At 71.0% G+C, this 22,777-nt stretch carries 18 protein-coding genes; 11 read left to right on the top strand and 7 right to left on the bottom strand.

The window, feature by feature from the left end:
* Positions 1-10: 10 nt before the first annotated feature.
* Positions 11-982, bottom strand: coding sequence for a LysR family transcriptional regulator (locus H976_RS25120; RefSeq protein ID WP_051276416.1), 972 nt, complete (start codon positions 980-982; stop codon positions 11-13).
* A gap of 167 nt (positions 983-1,149) precedes the next feature.
* Here H976_RS25120 and H976_RS0107515 point away from each other — a divergent pair, with 167 nt between their 5' ends.
* Together H976_RS0107515 and H976_RS0107510 are read left to right on the top strand one after the other, a co-directional pair.
* Positions 1,150-1,950 carry an alpha/beta hydrolase gene (locus H976_RS0107515; protein ID WP_027861037.1) on the top strand — a complete coding sequence of 267 codons (801 nt, stop codon included), beginning with the start codon at positions 1,150-1,152 and terminating at the stop codon, positions 1,948-1,950.
* Between the two features lie 16 nt (positions 1,951-1,966).
* Entirely contained in the window at positions 1,967-2,755 is a 789-nt protein-coding gene (locus tag H976_RS0107510; RefSeq protein WP_027861036.1) for an SDR family NAD(P)-dependent oxidoreductase, read from the top strand.
* A gap of 31 nt (positions 2,756-2,786) precedes the next feature.
* Here H976_RS0107510 and H976_RS0107505 read toward each other — a convergent pair whose 3' ends face one another.
* On the bottom strand, positions 2,787-3,449 hold the full coding sequence (locus H976_RS0107505) for a GAP family protein (RefSeq protein ID WP_027861035.1): 663 nt from the start codon (positions 3,447-3,449) through the stop codon (positions 2,787-2,789).
* Positions 3,450-3,671: 222 nt separating this feature from the next.
* Positions 3,672-4,331: an FMN-dependent NADH-azoreductase gene (locus H976_RS0107500; protein ID WP_027861034.1), complete on the bottom strand. Its 660-nt coding sequence runs from the start codon at positions 4,329-4,331 to the stop codon at positions 3,672-3,674.
* An 87-nt stretch (positions 4,332-4,418) separates the two neighbouring features.
* Here H976_RS0107500 and H976_RS0107495 point away from each other — a divergent pair, with 87 nt between their 5' ends.
* The gene (locus tag H976_RS0107495; protein ID WP_027861033.1) at positions 4,419-4,862 is read left to right on the top strand and encodes a MarR family winged helix-turn-helix transcriptional regulator; all 444 of its coding nucleotides are present in this window, start codon (positions 4,419-4,421) and stop codon (positions 4,860-4,862) included.
* Positions 4,863-4,904: 42 nt separating this feature from the next.
* Here the strand turns inward: H976_RS0107495 and H976_RS0107490 are convergent, their stop codons facing one another.
* Positions 4,905-5,531, bottom strand: a complete 627-nt coding sequence (locus tag H976_RS0107490; RefSeq protein ID WP_027861032.1) for a TetR/AcrR family transcriptional regulator — start codon at positions 5,529-5,531, stop codon at positions 4,905-4,907.
* 70 nt (positions 5,532-5,601) lie between these two features.
* On the opposite strand from H976_RS0107490, the gene H976_RS25115 reads away from it, so the two are divergent.
* The gene (locus H976_RS25115; RefSeq protein WP_051276414.1) at positions 5,602-6,030 is read left to right on the top strand and encodes a nuclear transport factor 2 family protein; all 429 of its coding nucleotides are present in this window, start codon (positions 5,602-5,604) and stop codon (positions 6,028-6,030) included.
* A complete protein-coding gene (locus tag H976_RS25110) occupies positions 6,027-6,914 on the top strand; it encodes an SDR family oxidoreductase (RefSeq protein ID WP_051276412.1) in 888 nt (295 codons plus the stop codon). The genes H976_RS25115 and H976_RS25110 overlap by 4 nt, the downstream gene beginning before the upstream one ends.
* Before the next feature lie 7 nt (positions 6,915-6,921).
* Here the strand turns inward: H976_RS25110 and H976_RS0107475 are convergent, their stop codons facing one another.
* Positions 6,922-8,487, bottom strand: coding sequence for a PH domain-containing protein (locus tag H976_RS0107475; protein WP_081682739.1), 1,566 nt, complete (start codon positions 8,485-8,487; stop codon positions 6,922-6,924).
* A complete protein-coding gene (locus H976_RS30610; RefSeq protein WP_027861030.1) occupies positions 8,484-8,990 on the bottom strand; it encodes a PH domain-containing protein in 507 nt (168 codons plus the stop codon). The genes H976_RS0107475 and H976_RS30610 overlap by 4 nt, the downstream gene beginning before the upstream one ends.
* Before the next feature lie 38 nt (positions 8,991-9,028).
* On the opposite strand from H976_RS30610, the gene H976_RS0107465 reads away from it, so the two are divergent.
* Together H976_RS0107465 and H976_RS0107460 are read left to right on the top strand one after the other, a co-directional pair.
* Positions 9,029-10,681, top strand: a complete 1,653-nt coding sequence (locus tag H976_RS0107465) for an FAD-binding dehydrogenase (protein ID WP_027861029.1) — start codon at positions 9,029-9,031, stop codon at positions 10,679-10,681.
* Between the two features lie 150 nt (positions 10,682-10,831).
* Complete coding sequence (locus tag H976_RS0107460) at positions 10,832-11,215, top strand: VOC family protein (protein WP_027861028.1); 384 nt, start codon at positions 10,832-10,834, stop codon at positions 11,213-11,215.
* Between the two features lie 17 nt (positions 11,216-11,232).
* Here the strand turns inward: H976_RS0107460 and H976_RS28600 are convergent, their stop codons facing one another.
* The gene (locus tag H976_RS28600) at positions 11,233-11,961 is read right to left on the bottom strand and encodes a TetR/AcrR family transcriptional regulator (protein WP_051276407.1); all 729 of its coding nucleotides are present in this window, start codon (positions 11,959-11,961) and stop codon (positions 11,233-11,235) included.
* Between the two features lie 99 nt (positions 11,962-12,060).
* Between H976_RS28600 and H976_RS0107450 the strand changes: the two genes are divergently transcribed.
* The 4 genes from H976_RS0107450 to recD all read left to right on the top strand — a co-directional run bounded on the left by H976_RS0107450 (position 12,061) and on the right by recD (position 22,748).
* Positions 12,061-14,247 (top strand): MMPL family transporter, encoded by a 2,187-nt coding sequence (locus H976_RS0107450; RefSeq protein ID WP_027861027.1) that lies wholly within the window; start codon positions 12,061-12,063, stop codon positions 14,245-14,247.
* A 73-nt stretch (positions 14,248-14,320) separates the two neighbouring features.
* Entirely contained in the window at positions 14,321-17,626 is a 3,306-nt protein-coding gene (gene recC, locus H976_RS0107445) for an exodeoxyribonuclease V subunit gamma (protein ID WP_027861026.1), read from the top strand.
* Positions 17,627-17,649: 23 nt separating this feature from the next.
* Entirely contained in the window at positions 17,650-20,961 is a 3,312-nt protein-coding gene (locus tag H976_RS0107440) for a UvrD-helicase domain-containing protein (RefSeq protein WP_027861025.1), read from the top strand.
* Positions 20,958-22,748, top strand: a complete 1,791-nt coding sequence (gene recD / locus H976_RS0107435; RefSeq protein ID WP_196803996.1) for an exodeoxyribonuclease V subunit alpha — start codon at positions 20,958-20,960, stop codon at positions 22,746-22,748. Before H976_RS0107440 ends, recD begins: the two co-directional genes overlap by 4 nt.
* The last annotated feature ends 29 nt before the right edge of the window (positions 22,749-22,777 follow it).

Below are 22,777 nucleotides of genomic sequence, written 5' to 3'. Positions count from 1 at the left end.
CAAGCCCTGTTCAGCTGGACCGTTGCTCGAGGACACCCGGGTCCCCGGCCGGGAGCCACAGCGGCGTCCCTCCGACGGACGGCTGGAGCCAGCCGTTCCTCTCGGAGAGCTCCTGCGCGCTGGTCACGAAGGCGGCGGTCGCCTCAGACGCGTTGTCCTCACGCCACGCCACCCACCACGGGTACGCCGGCTGGAGCTCCATCGGCCGATGGGCGGGGATACCCGCCTCGGCGTACCGCTTGGCATAGCTCTCGAACTCCATCGTGAACGCCGAGTCGCGCGCGCGCCGTACCGCGGCGAGGCAGTGCTGGAACGTCCCCGGGTTGCCGAGCCACCGGAGCGCGACGCGGGTCTCCCGCTCGAAGGCGGCGAGGTATTCGCCGTGCACGTTGTAGAGACCCGACTCCGCGGTGTCGGCGAAGACCTCGACCGGTCGCTCGTGCAGCGAGACCGAGTCGCGTGGCTCGTCACCGGGCCGACCCACCAGCCACATCGGCTCGAGGCGCAGCAGCCGTCGCTGCCAGCCGGTCGGGCGCTCGGCCAGCATCTTCGGGGTGACGCGCAGGACGGCCACGTCGAGCTGCTCGGACAGGAGCGCGTCGAGCTGCCTGGCGCTGTCCATCGAGCGCTCGATGAGCTGTACGTCGGCGTACTCACGGGAGAAGGCGTCGGCGACCTGCCGGCTCGTGTCGAGCTCGAAGATGTGCGCGAAGCGCACGGTGTTGGTCTCTGGAGGTCGTCGCATCCGGTCGGCGAGGGCGAGCAGCTGACGCGCATCCACGAGGAAGTGCTCGCCCCGGGCGGTGAGCTCGACGTGCCGACTGTCGCGGACGAGCAGCTGGGTGCCGACCTCGCTCTCGAGCTTGCGGATCTGCTTGGAGAGTGCGGGCTGGCTGATGTAGAGCTTGGCGGCGGCGCGGCCGAAGTGCAGCTCGTCGGCGACCGCGACGAAGTACCTCACCAGCCGAATGTCGAGGTCCATCCAGACCGCCCTTCCCCGCCGTCACGGTAGTGCGATCCATCCGGTCCCGACCAGCGTGGTTATCGATCACGACCGGATGGGTCTTGGACGCCGGTGCCGACCCAGGTGTTGTCTCGACGTAGGAGCACTCGGGCCAACCCCCACGTCAGCACCATCGAGGAGTCGTCATGACCGCACCCGGCACACCCGTCGTCTTCATCCACGGCCTGTGGCTGCACGCCACGAGCTGGGCCCCGTGGGTCGAGCTGTTCCGCGAGGCCGGCTACGAGCCGACCGCGCCCGGCTGGCCCCACGAGCCGGACACCGTGGCCGCGGCCCGCGAGCACCCCGATCTGGTGGCGAACACCAGCATCGACGACGCCGTCGCCCACTACACCGAGCTGATCGCCGGGCTCGGGCGTCCGCCAGTGGTCATCGGACACTCCTTCGGCGGCCTGATCACCGAGAAGCTGCTCGGCCAGGGAATTGGCGCCGCTGGTGTGGCCATCGACCCAGCCCAGATCAAGGGTGTCCTGCCGCTGCCCCTCTCCCAGCTGCGTTCCGGACTGCCCGCCCTCGGCAATCCGGCCAACCTGCACAAGTCGGTGTCGCTCACCAAGGAGGAGTTCCGCTACGGCTTCGGCAACGCCCTGTCCGAGGAGGAGTCCGACGCCCTCTACGACCAGTGGACGATCCCCTCGCCGGCCCGACCCCTGTTCCAGGCCGCGGCCGCGAACTTCGCCCTGCACTCGGAGGCCAAGGTCGACACCAAGAACTCCGCACGCGGCCCGCTCCTGCTGATCTCCGGGACCAAGGACCACACGGTGCCCGACGTGGTGACCCGCTCGACCTTCAAGCAGTACCGCGACTCCACCGCAGTCACCGAGCTGCGCCAGTTCGAGGGCCGCGGTCACTCGCTCACCGTGGACAGCGGGTGGAAGGACGTCGCCGACGCCGTCCTCGACTGGCTGAAGGTGCAGGACCTCTGAGGGGCTGGGACAGACCATGGACCTGGGACTCGACGGCCGCGTCGCCGTCGTCACCGGCGCCAGCAAGGGCATCGGCCTGGCCATCACCCGGGCGCTGGTGGCCGAGGGTGTCCGGGTGTTCGCCGGGGCTCGCGAGTCGAGCGAGCAGCTGGACGAGCTGGCCGAGCAGGGAAGCGTGCAGCCGGTGCTGGTGGACCTCAGCACTGCTGCGGGCCCGGCCGAGCTGGTCGCGGTCGCGCTGAAGGGCGGTGGCGTGGACATCCTGGTCAACAACGTCGGCCAGGTCTCCCCGAGGCTCAACGGCTTCCTGATGGTCACCGACGACCAGTGGCTGCACTCGATCAACCTCAACCTGATGGCCGCCGTACGGACCACTCGAGCCGCTCTGCCGGCGATGCTCGCCGCCGGCCGCGGCGTGATCGTGACGACCAGCTCGGTGAACGCCTTCCTGCCCGACCCCGGCGTGATCGACTACAGCGCAGCCAAGGGAGCGCTCACCAACTTCTGCAAGGCGTTGTCCAAGGAGGTCGGTCCCAGCGGGATCCGCGTGAACACGGTGAGCCCGGGCCCGGTCGCGACCGACCTGTGGCTGGGCACGTCCGGCGTGGCCGAGGAGGTCGGCCGGGCCAGTGGCCGCACCCCCGAGACGGTCGCCCAGGAGGCCGCGGACATGTCCGTCACCGGGCGCTTCACCCGTCCCGACGAGGTCGCCGCGCTCGTGGTGATGCTCGCCAGTGATCGCGCCACCGGCAACGTCACCGGGTCGGACTTCGTCGTGGACGGCGGGCTCACCACCGAGACCTGACGCCGCCCGCCAGACCTGCCGATCGCCGGTCTCAACCCGTCAGGCCGAGTGCGGCCACGAACACGCCGACCATGATCATGATCGTGGCGCTGATGACCCTCGAGTGCGTACTCATCCAGGCGTTCACCGAGACGAGGCGTGGCTCCATCCGGCGCGCGGAGAGGGTCGTCCCCACCACGAGAAATCCCACTGTGGAGGTGGCGACCACGGTGTAGAGGAGCAGCAGCGCGAGATTCTTGTCGACGGCGAGGTTCGCGTCGCTGACGACCAGACCGGCGGCGGCAGCCAGGAGCACGGCCTTCGGACGTAGATTCAGCGCCAGACCTATACCGAACACGGGCACCGGCCCGACGTCGCTGATGCCGTGCAGCCAGCCCGGCCTCCGCGCGCTGTTCACCACCCGGTGTCGACGCGCGAGGCTCACCAGCCCCAGCACCACCATCGCGATGCCCAACACCACCTCGAGCTTCCCGACCGCGTCATGGTGATGGCGGGGTCGTCCCGGCAGTGCCTGCCCGGCGACGGCTGCCAAGGTGACGGCGGCGAACGTACCGATCACCGTGCCGGTCAGGAAGGCCAGTCCGGAGCGGGTGCGGGTCTTCGAGAGCAGGAAGAAGATCGTCGCGCTGATGGTGACCGTGCTCAGGGCAGACGCGAGGGCCAGCGGTAGCAGCTGAAGCAGCGCCTTGCCCATCGGCTCCCCAATCGCCCGCAACGAGTGCCCGGGCTAGCGGCACGTCCATCATGATGGCGCCTCGCGACACCAGAAGAACATCCCCCCATCGTGCTCACCGTGGCGGTCAGCCGGCGGAGCGCACCGCGTCGGGTCGGCGCCGGAGGTGGGCGTGCTGGACCCGGCTGAGGGACGTTCTTCGCCCCGGGCGACGGTTGACCCGGTCCGCCAAGGCTCGCGATGTCACCCCGCAAGAAGGGTCGGCTCACCAGGGGACAGGAAGCCGCGGGCGACCTCGGTGGCACGCAGGTGCGCGGCACGGCGTCCAGGCTCCGGATCGGCGGTGGCCAGGTTGGGGCGGAACTCGATGCTGCGGATGTCGTCGACGCCGGCCCAGCGGAGCCAGTCCTCGAAGTACGGCTGCTGGAAGTCGTTGCCGAAGCCCGGGCCGCGGTCGGGACCGTAGACGGCGCCGGTGTAGATGACGGCTGCCCGCTTGTTCTGCAGCAGGCCGGTGTAACCGGTGCTGGGGTCGAAGCCGAAGATCATGCCGGGCTGGCTGATGACGTCGATGAGCTGCTTGAGGATGTAGGGCACCGACGCGTTCCACATCGGCACGGTGAACAGGTAGTGGTCGGCAAAGTCGAAACGCTCGAAGGTGTCGCGAGCGGCGCGCCAGGCGGTGGCCTCGTCCCCCTCGGGGTCGGCGCCGCCGAAGATCGCCATCTTGGCCGCGGCGGCGGGCGGGCCGAACTCGGGGAGGGTGCCGTCCCAGAGGTCCCAGTGCTCGACCGTGACGTCGGGACGGATCGCGCGCAGCTCGTCGAGGAAGGTCGCCGCGATGGCGAGGGACTCGGAGCGCGGCCCGCGGGGGGAGGCGGAGATGTGCAGCAACTTGTTCATGGTTCGGCCTTCCGGAGTATTTACGTGCGTACGCACATAGTTATAGCAAAGTGTGTGCGCACGCACAAGACCTGCTAGTTTCGAGACATGCCCGAAGACGTTGCCGACACGTGGGGTGCCCTGCTCAAGGTGCACGCGGCACTGGTGCCGCTGCTCGACCGTGAGCTGCAGGAGGCCCATGGGCTGCCGCTGACGTGGTACGACGTCCTGCTCGAGCTCAATGCCGCGCCTGAGCGGCGACTCACCATGGGTCAGCTCGGCTCGGTCGCAGCCGTGAGCCGCACCCGCGTGAGCCGGGTCGTCGACGAGCTGGTGCGGGCCGGGCTGGTGGCGCGGGACCCCAACCCGGACGACGGACGGTCCGCCTTCGCGGCCCTCACCCCGGCCGGTCGGACGGCGCTGCGCAAGGCGGCACCGACCTACCTCGCCGCGGTACGTCGCGAGTTCGCCGACCATCTCACCGTGCGCGAGGCCGACGTCCTGGCGAGCGCGTTGCGCAAGGTGCTCGCCGCCAGTGGTCGCGAGAGGTGACGTCGCCTGCCGCTCAGGCGCTCGCCCTTCCCCGCGAGCGAATCACGGGAGCAGCGCTGCCAGCATGCTGTCGGTGACGAACCGTCCGTAGCGTCGGATCGACCAGCCGCGACGCTCGACCAACAGGTCGTAGAGGTCCGGCGAGCTGAAGGTCCACATGACCTCGGCCGCCTGGGCCGCTGTGACTCCCGGTCGGAGATGGCCTTGCAGGACGCGGGCGTTGCGTCGCATCCGTTGGAGCCGTTGCTGGTCGGTCTGGGCGAGCAACCGCGTCATGTCCGGATCGTTGGCCGCAGCGGACCGGATCAGCAGCAGGATCGGAGCGACCTCGGGCGCCACCTCGGTGGTCAGCCGTCCCCAGTTGCGAATGATCTCGCGAGGGTCGCTCACGGTCGCTTGCATCCGGTCCGACCTCTCGGGTGCGGGCACCTCGCCCCGTCCCGCCAGCCCCCGTTCCCAGATGGCGGCCACCAGACCCGACTTGCTGCCGAAGCTCTTGTACACGGTCTCGACCGAGACCCCGGCCTCGGCCGCCACCGAGGCGATCGTCGTCGCGGCGTACCCGTCGGCCAGGAACCGGCGCTTCCCCGACTCGAGCACCGCCTCGTAGGTGCGCTGTGCCTGCCTGCGCCGGCTGCTGGAGTCATAGCTGCGCTTGGTCGCTGCCATCCCTGTCCTGTCTCGCTCAGTTGGATACATGCTACTGTAATAAAAAGCGGGGATCTCCAGAGGAGGCGTCATGTCGGCGAACCCGAGGGACCTGGTCGAGCGGCTGACGGACGCGACGAACGCCCACGACCTCGACGCGATCGTGGCCTGCTTCGCTCCGGACTACGTCAACGAGACGCCGGCCCACCCGGAGCGCGGTTTTCACGGTCCCGAGCAGGTACGCCGCAACTGGGCCCAGATCCTGGGCGGCGTGCCGGACATCTCTGCACGAGTCCTCGCACTCGTCGTCGACGGCAACACCGCCTGGTCGGAGTGGGAGATGGCCGGCACCCGACGTGATGGCGCGCCGCACCGCATGCGCGGAGTGATCATCTTCGTGGTCGACGACGCGCTCATCCAGGCAGCGCGGTTCTACCTCGAACCGGTCGACCCGGATTCCGGCTCGGTCGGGGAGTTCGTGGCCCGGACCGTGGCCGGCGTAGCTCCGGACCCGACATGATCCTGGTGGCCGGTGGCACCGGAACCCTCGGGCGAAGGGTCGTGACGAGGCTCGTCGACCGTGGCGACGAGCCGGTCCGGGTCCTGACTCGCGCTCCCGGCCGGGCCGAACACCTTCCCGACTCGGTGGAGGTGGTGGTGGGCGACCTGCGTACGGACCCCCTGGAGCCGCTCGTCGAGGGTTGCCACACGGTCATCTCGGCAGTCCACGGCTTCGCCGGGCCGGCACGCACGAGCCCCGCGGCGGTCGATCGCGACGGGAACGCTCGACTCGTCACCGCCGCCGAGGGGAGCGGGGTGGCTCACTTCGTGCTGGTCTCGGTCGTGGGAGCGGCGCCCGACCATCCCATGTCGCTGCACCGGATGAAGTACGCCGCCGAACAGAACCTACGCGCCTCTGGACTCCACGCCACAACGGTGCGGGCCACGAGCTTTCTCGAGACCTGGATGGAGATCATCGGCGGCAACCTGGCTCACGGGGGACCGGCGCTCGTCCTCGGGCCTGGGCGCAACCCGATCAACTTCGTCTCCGCCGACGATGTCGCCGCCTTCATCTGCCTCGCGGTCGAGGGCGATCGCCGGATCGGGGATCAGCTCTCGGTCGGTGGTCCCGAAGACCTGAGCTTCGTCGAGATCGCGGAGCACCTGCTCGCGCGCGCACCTGGCAACGCAGGCGCGAAGCATGTCCCGCTGCCCGTGCTGCGTGCCATGTCGGTGCTGGCGAGACGGGTGCGTCCTGCGTTCGCCCGGCAGGCGGGGGCGGCCGTGGTGATGAACACCAGCGACATGACCTTCGACGCCACTCCGTTGCGCGAACGCTTCCCGGAGATCGAGGCCACGACCCTCGCCAGGCTTCTGGAGCGTCGGAACCCCGCCGCCCGCTGACGTGGACTCAGGCGAGGAACGGCTCGACCAGCCCGGGCACGGCGTCGTGGGCGAGAGCGATCGCGAGGGGCTCGGGCACGTCGATGGCGGCGTACGCCTGGGTGCCGGCGGCGGTCGTGGCGACCAGCGTGACCAGCCCGGCACGGCGCTGGAACCAGGACTGCTGGAGGTTCCAGCCGATGATGCCGGTGCGCTGGACGATGTCGCGGCGGCCGGCCAGCGAGCCGGAGCGTACGACGAGGTGCTGGTCGGTGAGGCCATGGCCCAGACGTCGGTAGCGGTCGACCGCCAGCGCGGCACCGACCGGGAGCGCCACCAGGGCCGGCAGCACCACCCAGCCGGGCACCGGCGTGGTCAGCACCAGCACGACGGCGACCACCGGCAGCACGACTGCTCCGAGCAGGGCCCGGGTCCATCGACGCCGTCGGGCTGCGGGTCCGTGCTGGACCAGCGGGAGGGTCAGCGGCTCGGGCTGCTCGAGCACCCGGATGCCGGTCTCGTCGATGACGGCGCGCGGAGCGGGGGGCACCAGCTGGGTCCGGCCGGCCTCCTTCTTCGAGACCCCGGTGACGATCGCGTAGAGCCGTCCGGCGTGCGCGAGCCGGAGCCCGATCGGCTCGTCGACCGACAGGCCACGCACCCGCTCACGCTCGAGGCTGGTCTCGGTGCTGGTGAGCAGGCCGCGGCGTACGTGGAAGGTGCGGCCGCGGGAGTCGCGGGCCAGGCTGAACCCCCAGTTGGTGACGAGGTAGCCGAGCACCGAGAACACCGCGCCCAGGACCAGGAACGCGGCCAGGGCCAACGGGATGGCAGCCGCGAGGGACAGGTGCTCGACCGTGTGCCGGACCTCCGGATCGTTGAACAGCCGGGACCCGATCTGGTCGCTGAACTGGCCGAGGGCGGCGATCACACCGGCCGCGATCACGCTGCCCGAGGAGGTCAGCGGCGCGTAGCGGACCCAACCCGGGTCGAACGTCAGCAGCTGTTCGTCCTCGACCGGGGCCACCGGCGATGCGTCATACGAATCGTGGCCTCGAGGCAACGACTCGGATGACGCATCGGGACCGGCAGCGACATCGACCCGGTGCAGCAGGGCCACCCGCAGGTGCCGGGCCTCGTCGAGGGGGAGTCCGTCGAGGGCGAACTTGTCGTCGTCCTGCTTGGCCCCGCTCGCCGTCCCGACCTCGACCTTGGCCAGCCCGAGGATGCGGTGCATCGGGGTCGAGGTGAGCTCGACGGCGCGCACCCGGTCGAGCCGCGCGGTCAGCACCTTGCGGCCGATCAGCCCGCGCTGGAGCTCGATCTGGGTGGGCGTGATCCGGAACGTCGTGGTGAGGAACCGCATGATGCCGAGACCGATCGGGATGGCCACGCCGAAGAGCTGCCACCAGCCCTGGTTGCCGTTGCTGCCCAGCACGAAGATGCCGACCAGCACGGGCAGGAACTTCACCAGCTCGACCACCGGGTGGACGAGCAGCATCCGCGGGTCGAGCCGGCGCCAGGGCACGTCGGGGACGTATCCCGTGGGCGGCTCGGGTGGTGGTGGATGGGCAGGCGGATAGGCCTGGGTCATGTTGCGTCCCCCGCCTCTGCTTCCGTACGACGGGTGAGGTCGTCGACCAACCGGTCGGCCACTGGCTTGTCGATGGCGCTGATCTGCAGGGGGCCGGCCGCCGACGCCGTGGTGACCGTGACGTTGGCCAACCCCAGCAGCCGATCGATCCAGCCCTGCTCGAAGTCGACGGTCTGCACGCGCGACATCGGGGCGATGCGGCGCTCCCGGCTGAGCCAGCCGGTCTGGGTGTAGACGGCGGTGTCGGTGCTCTCCCAGCGGTGGATCCGGTAGCGCACCCGCGGCATCGCCACGACGTACGCGATCAGCACGACCACCAACAGGGGGTAGACCCACCAGGGCACGTCGATCCAGAACAGGTCAGCGACCACGACGGCGACGAGCAGGAGCAGCGACCGGATCCCGGCACCGGCCGCCCACAGCAGCGGGGCCTTGGGCGAGACCTGGTGGGCTGGATCCCGGAGGGCGGCGTTGCCCGGGACGGGGCTGGTGTCCGAACTCACGCCCCCACCCTCCCACCTCGCGTGTCAGGATCACGGCCATGGACGCTGACGTCATCGTCGTGGGAGCCGGCCTCGCCGGTCTCGTCGCCACCGCCGAGCTGGCCGACGCCGGCAAGAAGGTGTTGCTCCTCGACCAGGAGCCCGAGCAGAGCCTCGGCGGCCAGGCCTTCTGGTCGCTCGGTGGGCTGTTCCTGGTGGACACCCCGGAGCAGCGCCGGATGGGCGTCAAGGACTCCTACGAGCTGGCGCTCCAGGACTGGATGGGCAGCGCCCAGTTCGACCGGGAGAGCGACTACTGGCCGCGCCGCTGGGCCGAGGCGTACGTCGCCTTCGCTGCCGGCGAGAAGCGGCAGTGGCTCTACGACCAGGGACTGCGTGTCTTCCCGGTGGTCGGCTGGGCCGAACGCGGCGACGGCCGCGCCGGTGGCCACGGCAACTCGGTGCCGCGTTTCCATCTCACCTGGGGGACCGGGCCCGGTGTGGTCGCGCCGTTCGAGCGTCGCGTGCGTGAGGCGGCCGCCCAAGGACTGGTGACCTTCAAGTTCCGCCACCGGGTCGACGACCTGGTCAAGGACGGCGGCACCGTGACCGGCGTACGCGGCAAGACGCTGGCGCCCGACGACATGGTGCGCGGAGCGGAGTCGAACCGTGACGAGGCCGGCGACTTCGAGTACGCCGCCCAGGCCGTGATCATCACCTCCGGCGGCATCGGCGCCAACCTCGACCTGGTGCGCCAGAACTGGCCGGTCGACCGCCTCGGCAACCCGCCGAAGTTCATGGTCTCGGGCGTCCCGGCCCACGTGGACGGCCGGATGATCCAGATCACCCAGGACTCCGGCGGCGAGGTGATCAACCCCGACCGGATGTGGCACTACACCGAAGGTATCCGCAACTGGGACCCGATCTGGAAGAACCACGGCATCCGCATCCTCCCGGGTCCGTCCTCGCTGTGGCTCTCGGCGACCGGCGAGCGGTTCCCGGCGCCGTACCTGCCCGGCTTCGACTCCCTCGGCACGCTCGGGGCGATCATGCGCACCGGTTACGACTACTCGTGGTTCGTGCTGACCCAGAAGGTGATCGAGAAGGAGTTCGCGCTCTCGGGTTCGGAGCAGAACCCCGACCTGACCGGCAAGGACATCAAGCTGCTGCTCTCGCGGGTGAAGAAGGGCGCGCCGGGGCCGGTCGAGGCGTTCAAGCAGCACGGCGAGGACTTCGTCGTGGCCGACAACCTCACCGACCTCGTCGCCGGGATGAACCGGGTGGCGGGCGACTCCCTGATCACCGAGGAGTCGCTGCGGCGCACCATCACCGAGCGCGACCGCCAGCTCGACAACGCCTACTCCAAGGACACCCAGATCACCTTCATACGCGGCCATCGCAACTACCGCGGCGACAAGCTGATCCGGGTCGCGTCACCGCACAAGTTCCTCGACCCGGCGAACGGCCCGCTCATCGCCGTACGGCTGAACATCCTGTCGCGCAAGACCCTCGGCGGTCTGCACACCGACCTCGACGCCCGCGTCCTCCAGGCATCGGGCGAACCATTGCCGGGCGTGTACGCCGCGGGCGAGGTCGCCGGCTTCGGCGGCGGTGGCGTGCACGGCTACAACGCGCTCGAGGGCACCTTCCTCGGCGGCTGCATCTTCTCCGGCCGTACGGCCGGCCGGGCCGCTGCCGCCGCCCTGGGGTGAGAGTCACCCGCCCGTGTCACCTGGGAGTCGTCCCGAGGGCTGTCTCGCGACCCTGGTGTGACACGAGGATGGTTTCCCCGGGCGGCTGGGGAAACCGCGGCCGCTCCTCCCGCATGCCCACCGAACCCACCCCGGTCTAGCATCGGCCGCATGAGCGGAAAAGTCGTGCACTTCGAGATCCCCTTCGACGACGGGGACCGAGCCCGCAAGTTCTACTCCGAGGCGTTCGGGTGGACCATCAACGAGATCCCTGAGCTGCACTACTCGATCGTCCAGACCGGTCCGACCGAGGAGAGCGGGTTCCCCTCCGACGTCGGCTACATCGGTGGCGGGATGCTCAAGCGGGAGAGTCCCACCGACCGGCCGGTGATCACCATCGACGTCGACGACATCGACGAGGCGCTGAAGAAGATCGAGGAGCTCGGCGGCATGGCCGTGCTCGGGCGCCAGGACGTCGGCGACATGGGCTGGGCGGCGTACTTCAAGGACGTCGAGGGCAACCTGATGGGCCTGTGGCAGGCCCGCCAGTCCTGAGCGCCCTCGGCTGAGGCTCAGGCCAACAGCGAGGTCATCAGCTCCCGCAGTCGCGGGAGCTCGTCGGCCAGCCCGAGCGGGACCGCCTGGTCCTCGAGCATGGCCCGGAACAGCAGCGCCTTCTCCACGATGCGCGGGTCGATGTGCCCGAACACCTCGAGGGTGACGGTGCCGTAGAGGCCCGCCCACGCGCGCTCCAGCAGCCAGATCAGCGGCCGCAGCTCATCGGGTACGGCGGACAGGTCGGCCGGCACCACCGGGTCGCGCAGGATCTCGACGAGGTCGGGATCGAGGTCGTCGATCTGCGGGACGGGGAACCGGTAGCGCTCCCACACCTCGAAGAGCAGCTCGGAGAACAACAGCCCGGTCCGCGACTCCGCGTTGAGCTCCGCGATGCAGCTCACGTCGAGGTTGGTGAACACCAGCGAGAACTCCTCGCGGTTCCTCAGCGCCCACTGGCGGAACGCGATCGCAGAGGCCACCATCCGGGCCGCCGGGTCGTCCCCGGGCTGGCTGTCGCGCACCTCGGCGATCTCGGCGGCGGCGCTCGCGTCGATGTCCATCGCCACCACCCGCACCAGGTCCTCGTGGCTGTCGACATAGCGGTAGAGCGCCGGCGCGGTCATCCCCACCTCGGTGGCCACCGACCGCAGGGTCATCTCACCGGTACCGGTCACCAGCTTGCGGGACGCCTCGACGATGCGCCGCAGGGTGTCGACACGGTTCTGCTCGCGGGTGGTGGTCACGTGGTGGGACACCTTTCCTGGCTGTACCGGGGTTGACAGATTCAGAGTTTACACCGTTAACTGTTAACGCTGTTCACCAGTCGCCCCGTAGGAGTCCCCATGCTGCACCGTTGGTCAGAGGTCCTCATCCGCAGGACCCGTGTGGTCCTGGCTCTCGGCCTGCTCGCGACCGTCCTGGCCGGCGTGTTCGGCCTCGGGGTGTTCGACAGCCTGGGCCAGGGCGGCTTCAACGACCCGAAGTCCGAGGCGTCCCGCGAGCTGACCCAGGAGCAGGACGTCTTCGGGAACAAGTCGGTGGACCTCGTCGCGATCTACACCAGCAAGGACCTCACCGTCAGCGACCCCGAGTTCAAGACCCAGGTCCACCAGACGCTTGCGCGCATCCCGGCCGGCTCGACCACCTCGGTGGCGACGTACTGGGACACCAAGGACTCCTCCATGGTGAGCAAGGACAAGCACACCACCACGGTGCTGATCTCCCTGGTCGGCAAGGACCAGTCCGCGCTCGCGGACAGCAGCGAGCGCGTCACCCCGACCCTCGCCTCGAAGGACCTGCAGACGGACATCGCCGGCACCTGGGCGGTCTACAAGGACGTGAACGAGACCGTCAGCAAGGACCTCGCCCGCGCCGAGACGGTGTCGATGCCGCTGGTGATCATCTTGTCCCTGCTGATCTTCGGCTCGGTCGTCGCATCGCTGATGCCGGCCGTCGTCGGCGCCATCGCGGTGCTCGGCGCGCTGGCCGTCGTACGCCTGATCACCGGTTTCACCGAGGTCTCGGTGTTCTCGATCAACGTCATCACGCTGCTCGGCACCGGTCTGGCCATCGACTACGCGCTGTTCGTGATCAGCCGCTTCCGCGAAGAGCTGGCCCGCCTGCCCGAGGACGACCCGACGGCCGCCGCGCAGGCGATCCGGGTGACCATGTCGACCGCTGGGCGCACGGTGCTCTTCTCGGGGCTGACCGTCGCCGCCGCGATGGCCTCGCTGCTGATCTTCCCGCAGAACTTCCTGCGGTCCCTGGGGTACGGCGGGATGGCGGCCGTCCTGGTCGCGGTGGCCGCCGCCCTCACCGTGCTGCCCGCCATCCTGCTGCTCCTGGGCCGTCGCATCGACGCCGGCCGACTGCCCTGGCGTCGGCACCGTCCGGTCCAGGTCGACAACGACAACGGGGCGTGGGCCCGACTCGCTCGCTCGGTGATGCGTCACCCGGTCGTGGTGATGGTGGTCGTGGTGGGAGCCCTGCTCTTCGTCGCCTCGCCCTTCCTCGGCGTGAGGTGGGGCTCGGTCGACTACCGGGTGCTGCCCGCGGACAGCCCGTCACACGTGGCCTCGGCCAAGCTGAACACCGAGTTCGGTCCGGAGACGTCCTCGGCCAACATGATGCTGACCACGACCGACCGGACCGAGGTGACGGCGTACACCCAGCGGGTCGAGCAGGTGCCCGGCGTCGTCGACGTGCGTCCGGTCTCCCAGAAGAGTGACCAGGCCGACGGCCACACCCTGCTGCGCGCGACCTGGACCGGCAACAGCCAGGCCCAGACCTCCCAGGACGCCGTCCGGGCGATCCGGGCGATCCCGGGTCCCGGCGGCGACCAGGTCCTGGTCGGCGGGCTGGCGGCGGACACCGTCGACCTGCTCTCGTCGTTGCAGTCGCACCTGCCCTACATGGCGCTGATCATCGCGGTGGTGATGCTGGTGCTGCTGTTCCTGGCCTTCGGCTCGGTGGTGCTGCCGGTGAAGGCGTTCGTGATGAACCTGCTCTCCATCAGCGCGTCCTTCGGCGTGATCACCTGGATCTTCGCCAACGGTCATCTGCAAGGGCCGCTCGGGTTCACCTCCACCGGCTTCCTCGACGCGACCCAGCCGATCTTCATGCTCGCGATCCTGGTCGGCCTGTCGATGGACTACGAAGTCTTCCTGCTCTCCCGCATTCGCGAGCAGTGGGACCTGACCCACGACAACACCCTCGCGGTCGCGACCGGCGTCCAGCGCACCGGGCGCATCATCACCAGCGCCGCCCTGCTGCTCGCCGTCGTCATCGGGGCGTTCTCGACGAGCGGCATCGTGTTCATGAAGATGATCGGCATCGGCATGCTCGTCGCGCTGCTCGTCGACGCCACCATCGTCCGGTCGATCCTGGTGCCGGCCACCATGAAGCTGCTCGGCACCTGGAACTGGTACGCACCCGCCGGCCTGCGACGGTGGTGGGAGGCCCACGGCCTGCGCGAGGGCGACGCCGCCCCGGCGCCGGACCCGCAACGGGTCCGCACGCCGGTGGGATGACGCCGGTTGCCTGTCGGCCCGCTGCGTTAGGTTGACCGGGACCTGGAGGTACGGCGCGGGGGAGGCACGAGCGGTGAGCTTGATCGTGCACCGTGCGCCACGCTCCGACCAACTGGTCGCCGGGCTGGCCGAGCTCCTGGCCGCTCCGCTCGACGACCCGTTCGCCCAGGAGCTGGTGCTCGTCCCGGCGCGTGGTGTCGAACGCTGGTTGAGCCAGCAGCTCTCCCACCGACTGGGGCACGCGGAGGGTCGCGAGGACGGCGTCTGTGCGGGAGTGCAGTTCCGCTCGCCGGCCAGCCTCGTCTCCGAGCTGGTCATCGGTGGGACCGGGTCTCGCGAGGAGGATCCGTGGTCGCCCGACGCGCTGGTCTGGCCGCTGCTGGCGGTCGTGGACGCCCATGCCGGCGAGGACTGGTGTCGCGTGCTCAGCCAGCACCTCGGCCACGGCGAGTCGGGTGAGGAGGGCGAGCTGCGGCGCGGGCGTCGCTATGCCGTGGCCCGGCGGCTGGCCCGCCTGTTCGCGTCGTACGCCGTGCAGCGACCGAGCCTGCTGGCCGACTGGGAGTCGGGCCCGACCGGTGTCGCGGAGGGCGACGGCACCGGTGAGCCGCTCGACGCCGACCTGGCCTGGCAGCCCGAGCTGTGGCGACTGCTGGTCGCGCAGGTCGGCGCCCCTCCGCCCGGAGCGCGTCACCGGGAGGTGCTCGAGGCGCTGCAGTCGCGGCCCGACGAGGTCGACCTGCCCTCGAGGTTCTCGTTGTTCGGGCACACCCGCATCCCGGTCACCGAGGTCGAGCTGTTGTCGGCGCTCGGCCGCCACCGCGACGTGCACCTGTGGCTGCCACACCCCTCGGCAACGCTCTGGGACGCCCTGGGCTCCCTGGCCGGTCCGGTGCCGCGGAGCGAGGACGCCTCGCACGAGCTGGTGGGTCATCCGCTGCTCGCGTCGTTGGGCCGTGACCTGCGCGAGCTGCAGCGCACCCTGGTGTCGGTGGTGGAGGAGGGAGCGCCAGCGACCGTCTCGAAACCACCTGACCGACCAAGCCTCCTCTCCTGGCTGCAGCACGACATCGCCGCCAACGCGACGGTCGACCCGACCAGCCGCGTGCTCGACCCCGACGACGACTCGCTGCAGGTGCACGCCTGCCACGGACCGGCCCGCCAGGTCGAGGTCCTGCGCGAGGTCGTGCTCGGCCTGCTCTCGGACGACCCGACGCTCGAGCCGCGCGACATCCTGGTGATGTGCCCCGACATCGAGGCCTACGCGCCGCTGGTGGCGGCCGCGTTCGGGATGGGCGACATCGGCAGCCATCCCGGCCACCAGCTGCGGGTGCGGCTCGCCGACCGGTCGCTGACCCAGACCAACCCGCTGCTCGCGGTCGTCGGCCAGCTGCTCGACCTCGCCGGTGGTCGGGCCGAGGCCAGCCGGGTGCTCGACCTGCTGGCGGCCGGCCCGGTGCGCCGACGCTTCGGGTTCTCCGACTCCGACCTCGAGACGATCACCGACTGGGTCGAGGAGGCCGGCATCCGGTGGGCGTTCGACGCCGGCCACCGCGAGCCGTTCGGGCTGCAGCGCTACGTGCAGAACACCTGGCGCTTCGGCCTCGACCGCGTGCTGGCCGGGGTGGCGGTCAGCGACGACGCCGACCGGTTCTTCGGTACGACGCTCCCGCTCGACGACGTCGGCAGCACCAGCATCGACCTCGCCGGCCGTCTCGCCGAGTGCCTCGATCGCCTGCGCGAGGTGACCGACCGGCTCGACGGCAGCCACCCGGTCGACCACTGGCTCGCGGCAGTCGGCGACGGGGTCGACCAGCTCACCGCGGTCGCGCGCGGTGACGAGTGGCAGTCCGCTCAGGTGCACCGCGAGCTGACCGCCATGGTCGAGGCGGCGTCCGGCTCTGCCCTCGAGCTGCGGCTTCCCGACGTACGCGCCCTGATGCGCGAGCGCCTCGCCGGGCGCCCGACCCGCGCCAACTTCCGCACCGGCACCCTGACGGTCGCGACGCTCGTCCCGATGAGGTCGGTGCCGCACCGGGTCGTCTGCCTGCTGGGTCTCGACGACGGCGTCTTCCCGCGTGCGGGTGCGGTCGACGGCGACGACGTGCTCGCGCGTCGCCCGGTGACCGGAGAGCGCGACGTCCGGAGCGAGGACCGCCAGCTGATGCTCGACGCCATCGTCGCGGCGACCGAGCACCTCGTGGTCACCTACACCGGCGCCAACGAGACGACCGGCCAGCCACGGCCGCCGGCCGTACCCCTCGGTGAGCTGCTCGACACCCTCGACACCACCGCCACCGGCGGCAAGGCGCACGCACTGCGGCGGCACCCGCTGCAGGCGTTCGACCGGCGCAACCTCGACTCGCAACGACCGTTCTCCTTCGACACCGCTGCGCTCGACGGTGCCCTCGCGGCGGCGCGGCCCCGGACGACGCCACCCGAGCTGGCCGACGTCGAGCTGCCGTCCCAGCCCGGAGATGTCGAGCTCGCAGCGCTGGTGTCCTTCCTCAAGCACCCGGTCAAGGAGTTCCTGCGCCGCCGACTCGAGATCGTGCTGGCCGACGAGGGTGAGGAGGTCACCGACGGGTTGCCGGTCGAGCTCGACGGGCTGATGCAGTGGCAGGTGGGCGACCGCATGCTGCGAGACCTCCAGGGCGGGCGCACCCGCCAGGCCACGCTCGACAAGGAGTGGCGCCGGGGCGTGCTCCCGCCGGGGACGCTCGGTTGGCGACTGGCGCAGAAGATCGTCGACCAGGCCGCGCCGGTGGCGGACGTGGCTGCCTCCGTGACCCAGGGCATCACACCGACCGCACGCGACATCGACGTGGACCTCGGTGGTGGCCGTCGGCTGCGCGGCACCGTGACCGACCTCTACGGCGACCGCGTGGTGAAGGTCAGCTTCTCCAAGCTGGGTCCACGTCACCTGCTCGAGGCCTGGGTGCCGCTGCTCGCGCTCTGCGCGGACGCCCCGGGTCGGTCGTGGTCGGCGGGGGCGATCGGTCGTGGCGAGTTCGGTCGGGCGACCGACCGCAGTGCCTTCGCCTCGGTCGCGGACGCCGGTGACCTGCTGCGCGACCTGGTGGCGATCTACGACGCCGGCATGCGCGAGCCGCTGCCGCTGCCGCTCAAGACCGCCCACGCCTGGGCCAGCGCCAACCCGCGCAACGCCCGTCACAAGGCGGAGAGCTGCTGGTCGCGCGGCCGCTTCGGCAACGAGAACGAGGACGAGGCCCACGTCCGGGTCTGGGGCCCCGACGCGCCGCTGTCCACCTTGCTGAAGCAGCGACCGCTGCCCGGCGAGGCGGTCGCCGACCAGGACACCCGGCTCGGTGCCCTCGCCGTCCGACTGTGGGCGCCGGTCCTGGAGCGGCGGCGTTGATGGGCGAGGACCTACGTCACGACATGGAACCGTTCGACCTGCTCGGCGAGCTGCCGAGCGGCACCACGCTGCTGGAGGCCAGCGCCGGCACCGGCAAGACCTTCGCCGTCGGCGCGCTGGTGGCACGCTACGTCGCCGAAGGGGTGGCCCGGCTCGACGAGATGCTGGTGATCACCTTCGGCCGCGCGGCCAGCCAGGAGCTCCGCGAGCGGGTCCGCGACCAGCTCGTCGAGGCCGAGCGTGCCCTGGTCCATCCCGAGGCGGCTCGTGAGCTGGGCGGGCTGGTCGGCCTGCTCGCCCAGGGCGACGAGGCCACGATCGCCGCCCGTCGCAAGCGGCTGCGCGACGCCCTCGCCGACTTCGACGCCGCCACCATCGCGACCACCCACCAGTTCTGCCAGTCGGTGCTGCGCTCGCTCGGCGTGGCCGGCGACACCGACTCGGGAGCCGAGCTGGTCGACAGCCTCGACGACCTCGTGGTGGAGGTGGTCGACGACGTCTACCTCCAGCGCTTCGGGCACCTGCCCACGGACCCGCCGTTCAAGCGGCCGGTGGCGTTGCAGGTCGCACGAGCCGCGATCAACGACCCGCAGGCGGCCCTGGCACCGCAGGACGCGGAGGCGGGTACGCCGGCCCACGAGCGCCATGCCTTCGCCGAGACCGTCCGCCACGAGATCGAACGACGCAAGCGGCGCCTCGGCATCCTGTCCTACGACGACCTGCTGACCCGGCTCGCCGATGCCCTCGAGGACGACGACTCCCCAGCCAGGCAACGGATGCGTCAGCGCTGGCGCATCGTGCTGGTCGACGAGTTCCAGGACACCGACCCGGTGCAGTGGAAGGTGCTCGACCGGGCCTTCTCGGGCGAGGCGACGATGGTGCTGATCGGTGATCCGAAGCAGGCGATCTACGCCTTCCGCGGCGGCGACATCTTCACCTACCTCGAGGCCTCCGAGACCGCGGCCACGCGACGGACGCTGGCGATCAACTGGCGCAGCGACGAGGTGCTCGTCGACGCGCTGCAGTCGCTGCTCGGCGGTGCGGCGCTGGGCGATCCCCGGATCGCCGTACACCCCGTCGAGGCGCACCACCGCGGCAGCCGACTCGTCGGAGCGCCCGTCGCCGACGCGCTGCGCGTGCGCGTGCTGCGCACCTCCGACGGCGGCGCCATGCCGATCGACGCCGCGCGCACCCACATCGCCCAGGACCTCGCCGACGACGTCGCGCGGCTGCTCTCCTCGGGCGCCACCTTCGAGCGCGAGCAGGTGGGTGCCGCCGACGTGGCGGTGCTGATCTACAGCCTCAAGCACGTCGGCCTGTTCCAGCGCGCGCTGGCCGACCGCGGCATCCCGTCGGTGGTCAGCGGCGGCAGCAGCGTGCTGCTCACCGAGGCCGGTGCCGACTGGCTGGTGCTGCTCGAGGCACTCGAGCAGCCCCACCGCGCGGCCCGGGTGCGCTCAGTCGCGCTGACGCCGTTCGTCGGGCTCACCGCCGAGGAGCTGGACGCCGGTGGTGACGACCTGACCGACGACGTCGCCGAGCGCGTCCGCCGCTGGCTGGACATGCTCCGCGCGCGCGGCATCGCCGCCGTCCACGAGGCGATCACCGCCGACGGTCTCGCTGCCCGGGTGCTCGCGATGCCCGAGGGTGAGCGCCTGCTGACCGATCTCGACCACCTCGGCCAGGTGCTCCACGACGTGCAGCACCGCGAGGGTCTCGGCCTCCCGGGGCTGCTCGACTGGCTGCGCGAGGAGCGTCGTGCTGCCCAGACCAGCAACGAACGCACCCGGCGTCTCGACACCGACGCCCGCGCGGTGCAGTTCGTGACCATCCACGCCAGCAAGGGCCTGCAGTACCCCGTCGTCTACCTCCCCCTCCTCTTCAACAAGTGGACGCCGGACGAGCCGACTCCGTTGTTCCACGACGTCGCTGGGCGACGGACCCTCGACGTCGGTGGTGCCGTCGACGAAGCGACGGCCGCGCAGGCGCGACGCGAGGCGGCCGGCGAGGAGCTGCGGCTCACCTACGTCGCCCTCACCCGCGCGCAGAGCCAGGTGGTCACCTGGTGGGCACCGACCCGCGACTCGTGCCACGCCGGGCTCACCCGGTTGCTGTTCGGCCGTGAGCGCGGCGAGAGCGCCGTACCCACCGCCCTGCCGCAGACCCCCTCCAGCTTCGAGGTGACGGCCGCGTTGACCGAGTGGCAGTCCGGCGGTGCCTTGGCGATGGAGCTCTCGGAGCTGAGCGCCGCCTCGGCGACCGTGCCCGGTGACCCCATCACCTCCCTCGACGTACGCCGCTTCGACCGTGGCGTGGACACCGAGTGGCGGCGCACGTCGTACTCCGGGCTGATCCGTGCCGACGAACAGGCCGTCCGGGGAGTCGACAGCGAGCCCGAGGTCGAGGGCACGGTCGACGAGGACGCCACCGACGAGCTCCTCGAGCAGGGGACGCCCTCGCCGGCCTCGGTCGCCGTCGACGACCTGCCGTCCCCGATGGACACGCTGCCCGCCGGTGCCACCTTCGGCTCCCTGGTCCACGGCGTTCTCGAGCACGCCGACCCGGCTGCCCCCGATCTCGCTGCCGAGCTCGCGACCCGGGTGGAGGAGCAGCGTCGCTGGTGGTCGGTGGAGACTCCGACCGCCGAGCTGGCCGCCGCGCTGCTGCCGATGCAGCACACCTCGCTCGGTCCGCTCGCCGGTGGCCGCACCCTGGCCGAGATCGGTCTGCGTGACCGGCTGCGCGAGCTCGACTTCGAGATCCCACTCGCCGGCGGCGACGACCCGACCGCCGACGTACCCCTCTCCGCGATGGCCGACGTCCTCCGGCGCCACCTGCCGGCCGACGATCCCATGCGTGCCTACGCCGAACGACTCGAGTCCCCGTCCCTCGGCGAGCAGAGCCTCCGCGGCTACCTCAGCGGCTCCATCGATGTCGCGCTGCGCGTGGGCGAGGGGGCCGACCAGCGGTTCCTGGTCGTCGACTACAAGACCAACCGGCTGGGTGAGATCGATGAGCCGCTGACGGCGCTGGACTACACCCAGGAGCTGATGACGGCGGCGATGCTGCACTCCCACTACCCGTTGCAGTCCCTGCTCTACTCCGTCGTGCTGCACCGCTACCTGCGGTGGCGGCTGCCCGGCTACGACCCCGAGCAGCACCTCGGCGGCATCCTCTACCTCTACGTCCGGGGCATGTGCGGACCGGAGACCCCGGTGGTCGACGGCATCCCGTGCGGCGTCTTCAGCTGGCGTCCGCCGGCCGCGATGGTGGTCGAGCTCTCCGACCTGCTCGACGGTCGCCTCGCCGACCAGCCAGCGAGGAGGGCGTCGTGACCGTGACCGACGAGCCGGTCTGGGCCGACGCCCACGACCGTCGGCGTGCGCTCGCCGCCCCCGGGCTGCTCGCACGCTTCAACCTGCCCGAGCTGTTGCACGCGGCCGACGTCCACGTCGCGCTGCGGCTCGGCGACCTGCTCGAGGAGACCGACGAGGAGGTGCTGCTGGCCACGGCGCTCGCCGTCCGTGCCGTGCGCACCGGGTCGGTGTGCCTCGACCTGGCGACGATCGCCGACGTGCCTCTCGAGGCCGAGGTCGCGCTGCCCTGGCCGGAGCCGTCGGCCTGGGTCGAGCGCGTCGGCCGCAGCCCGCTGGTCCGCGAGGAGATGGTGCGGCTGGTCGGGACCCGGCTCTACCTCGACCGCTACTGGCGCGAGGAGGGCCAGGTCTGCGACGACCTGGTCGCCCGCATCCGTCGTACGCCGCCCGAGGTGGATGCCGCCGCCCTCGACGCCGGGGTGCTGCGGGTCTTCCCGAAGGACGGGTACGACGAGCAGCGTGCCGCCGCCCGTGCCGCTGCCTCTGGCTGGACGGCCGTGCTCACCGGCGGACCCGGCACCGGCAAGACCACCACGGTCGCGGGTGTGCTCGCCCTCGTCGCCGAGCAGCACGAGCTGGACACCGGCCGCTCCCCGCGGATCGCCCTCGCTGCGCCCACCGGCAAGGCGGCAGCGCGGTTGCAGGAGGCCGTGCAGGAGGCGACCGACAAGCTCGAGGACGCCACCGACCGCCAGCGCCTGGCCGGGCTCCAGGCCTCGACGCTGCACCGCCTCCTCGGCTGGCGGCCCGACAGCCGCGTGCGCTTCCGGCACGACCGCACCAACCGGCTGCCCTACGACGTGGTGGTGGTCGACGAGACCTCCATGGTCTCGCTGACGATGATGGCCCGGCTGCTGGAGGCCGTTCGTGGCGATGCCCGACTGGTGCTGGTCGGCGACCCCGACCAGCTCGCCTCGGTCGAGGCCGGCGCCGTGCTCGCCGACCTGGTCGCCGGCTTCGAGGGGTCCCCCGACTCGCCGGTCTCGGCCCTGCTCACCACCCACCGCTTCGGCGAGCACATCGGCGCCCTCGCCCAGGCGCTCCGTGACGGCGACGCCGACGCGGCGATGGCCGCCCTGCACGCCGGCTCCGACGAGGTGGAGCTGGTCGACCCCGAGGACGACGCCGCGATGGCCGGCTTCCGGTCGCGGGTGGTCGACGTGGCGATGGACCTGCGCCGGGCCGCGGAGGCCGGCGACGCCGACGGCGCGCTCGAGGCGCTGTCGCGGCACCGGCTGCTCTGCGCCCACCGCGAGGGTCCCTACGGCGTCGGCGGGTGGAACCGGATGGTCGAGCGCCTCGTGGCCGAGCGCACCGGGATCACCCACTACGAGGAGTGGTACGCCGGACGCCCGATCCTGGTCACCGCCAACGACTACGACCAGCTGCTCAACAACGGCGACATGGGAGCCACCATCCGGCGCGACGACGGACGGTTGCGGGTCGTCGTACAGGTGGGGGAGGCGGTGCGCGAGTTCGCCACCACTCGACTGTCCGGTGTCGAGACGGTGCACGCGATGACGGTGCACAAGTCCCAGGGCTCGCAGGCCCACACCGTGAGCGTCGTACTCCCCGGTGAGGAGTCGCGGCTGCTGACCCGCGAGCTCTTCTACACCGCGGTCACCCGCGCCCAGGAGCAGGTGCGCGTGGTCGGCACCGAGGCAGCGATCCGCTCCGCCATCGGTCGCGAGGTGCAGCGCGCGAGTGGTCTGCGCGAACGGCTGCGGGCAGCGCTCGGCGATTGAACCCCTGGCCATCTCTGACTAAGGTCAGA

Origin of the sequence: Marmoricola sp. URHB0036 (genome assembly GCF_000426045.1) — a bacterium.
Taxonomy (GTDB): Bacteria; Actinomycetota; Actinomycetes; order Propionibacteriales; family Nocardioidaceae; genus Marmoricola.
This window is presented reverse-complemented; position numbering and strand designations above follow the sequence as displayed.